Here is a 2,741-nt window from a genome sequence, read left to right as displayed (position 1 = left end):
TGGACCGGCTCCGGGCGGCCGCCGTCACCGAGCCGGGACGGCTGCGGCTGATCGGCGCCGCGCTGGTGGCGCTGCTGCTCGCCTTCGGCGCGGTCACGGCGTGGCAGGTGACGGACCGGGCGGCGGACGCCGACGCGGTCATCCACCGCAGTCAGCCGCTGAGCGCCGACGCCGCGTACATCCACCGCTCGCTCGCCGACGCCAACACCACCGCGGCCAGCGGCTTCCTGGCCGGCGACAACGAGTCCGACGAGGTGCGCCGCCGCTACGAGAACGACATCAGGACCGCTTCCCGGCTGATCACCAAGGCGGCCGGCAACAGCGAGGGGTCGGCCGCCGCCCGGAAGCAGCTGGCCGTGCTCAACGAGGAACTCCCGGTCTACACGGGGCTGGTCGAGTCCGCACGAGCCAACAACCGGCAGGGGCTGCCGATCGGCGGCGCCTATCTGCGGTACGCCAACGACCATATGCGCGGCACACTGCTGCCGGCCGCACGCACGCTGTACGAGGCGGAGTCGGCCCAACTGCGGCGCGACCACCAGGACGCCAGGTCCTGGCCGTGGGCGGCGCTCGCGCTCGGCGTGCTGCTGCTGGCCGTGCTGGTCCGAGTCCAGCGCCGGCACTACCTGCGCACCAACCGGGTGTTCAACCGCGGGCTGCTCGCGGCGACCGCCGCCGTGGGGGTGCTGGTGCTGTGGCTGGCCGGCGGCCACGCCGTCGCGCGGGCCCAGCTGGACGCGTCCGACCGGGACGCCGCCCGCTCGCTGCACGTGCTCAACGAGGCGCTGGTCGCGGCCCTGGAGGCCCGCGGTGACGAGGGCATGACGCTGGTGGCGCGGGGCGCCGGGTCCGGCTACGAGCAGTCGTACCGGAAGAGCATGCGCAAGCTGGCCGGACCCGACCCGGAGGCCGCCGACGGCGGCCTGCTGGACGAGGCGATGCGGCTGGCCACCGACGAGGAGGGCCGGCTGCCCGTCCGTTCGGCGCAGCGGAACGCCGGCTTCTGGCAGTACCGGCACGGCGAGGTGCGCCGGTACGAGAACGACGGCGAGTACAGCACGGCGGTGGCCCTCGTCATCAGCTCCACGGGCACCACCGGGGAGACGTTCGACAAGGTGGACGCAGGACTGCGGGAGGCCATCGCCCACGAGCAGCGCCAGTTCAGGGCCTCGGCCTCCGCGGGACGCGCGGCTCTCACCGGGCTGGCCGTCGGCGCCGGGGCGGCCGTGCTGCTGGGGGCCGCCGGCGTGGTCGGCGGCATCGGACGCAGACTGTCGGAGTACCGGTGACGGGGGCAACGGGCATGGTACGCACAGCGGATCGCAGGTTCGTCGTCATCGCGCTGGCCGGGCTCGCCCTGGTCCTCGTCGTACTGGCCTCCACGCTGCTGTCGTACACCGGCACCGAGCACTCGGCGCCGGACACCCGGCGCCCCGGGGACCGCGCGGCACGACCTGCCGCGCCCGCCCCCGTCGAGGAGAGGTGCGAGGACGGCGAGGACCCGGCCGCGAGCCTGCGGCCGTCGGGTGAGGCGGGGCCCGCGGTGAAACGCATCCGCGAGCGCAGGCAGCTCGTCGTCGGCGTCGACCAGAACAGCTACCTGTGGGGCTACCGCGACCCGCACACCGGCGAGATCGACGGCTTCGACATCGACCTGGTCGAGGCGATCGCCCGGGACCTGCTGGGCCCGCAGGCCAAGGTCGTCTACAAGACGATCCCCACCGACCAGCGCATCCCCGCCATCACCGCACGCGAGGTCGACATGGTGGTGCGCACGATGACCGTCAACTGCGAGCGGCGGAGGGAAGTGGCTTTCTCCACGTCCTACTTCGAGGCCGGGCAGCAGGTGCTGGCCCCCCGCAGGTCGCGGATCGAGGGGTACGACGCCTCCCTCAAGGGCAGGAAGGTGTGCACGGCGAAGGGCTCCACCGGGGAGGCGGTACTGCGCAGGGAGGGGCATGGTGCGGAGGTCGTCACCGTGGCCAACCAACTGGACTGCCTGGTGCGGCTGCAACTCGGCGAGGTCGAGGCCGTCGTCACGGACAACGCGCTGGCCGCCGGACAGGCCGCGCAGGATCCCTCGGTCCGGTTGGTGGGAGAGCCCTTCACCAGGGAGTCGTACGGTGTGGCCATGAACCTCGACGACACGGACCTCGTGCGGCGTGTCAACCAGGTCCTCGACGACTTCCGCGAGGGCGGCCGTGCCAGCCCGTGGCGGACCTCCTACGACAGGTGGCTGGCCGAGGGCATGGCCGTGGACGACCCGCGTCCCCCGACGCCGAAGTACCGGGACTGACCGCGGTGGCGGGCGCGACCGCCCGCACACCGCACACCGGGGCGCCGCAGCGGCGGCCGGACAGCGCACAACGAGAGCAGCGAGGTGATCGATGGGGTCCGTCGGGTCCAGCGGTCCGGTGATGAGCCGGGAGGACGTCGACCGTGCACTGGCACGGCTCGGCGCGGAGCACGAGGCGATCGAGTCGTCACTGCTCGCGCTCCAGGACCACGCCGGGCGCCGGCTGCTGGAGGGTGCCGAACTCACCGGTACCACCAAGCACCGCTGGGCCTCCGCGGAGCAGGCCATCACGCTGCTGTGGACGCAGTTCGACCACTACACGGCGGCACTCTCCGCGGCCCGCGAGCTGCGCGGCGAACGCCGCTGGCCGAGCCGCGAGGACCTCGCGCGACTGACCGAGCTGCTGCGCGGCTCCGGGGTGACGATGGCCGCCGGGCAGCCCGGC

2 protein-coding genes and 1 pseudogene are annotated in these 2,741 nt (G+C 73.5%); all 3 read left to right on the top strand.

Annotated elements, in window-relative coordinates; translation table 11 throughout:
- The coding region (locus tag ACYVE9_RS21835; RefSeq protein WP_461029591.1) for a hypothetical protein at positions 1–1,289 on the top strand (1,289 nt) is incomplete at its 5' end.
- A gap of 14 nt (positions 1,290–1,303) precedes the next feature.
- The gene (locus tag ACYVE9_RS21830) at positions 1,304–2,296 is read left to right on the top strand and encodes a glutamate ABC transporter substrate-binding protein (RefSeq protein ID WP_461029590.1); all 993 of its coding nucleotides are present in this window, start codon (positions 1,304–1,306) and stop codon (positions 2,294–2,296) included.
- A 91-nt stretch (positions 2,297–2,387) separates the two neighbouring features.
- A pseudogene (locus ACYVE9_RS21825) lies at positions 2,388–2,741 on the top strand (hypothetical protein); the annotation flags it as partial.

It is taken from the genome of Streptomyces sparsus, from assembly GCF_054776295.1.
Note: the sequence above shows the minus strand (reverse complement) of the source record. Positions and strands in the feature narration are given on the sequence as shown.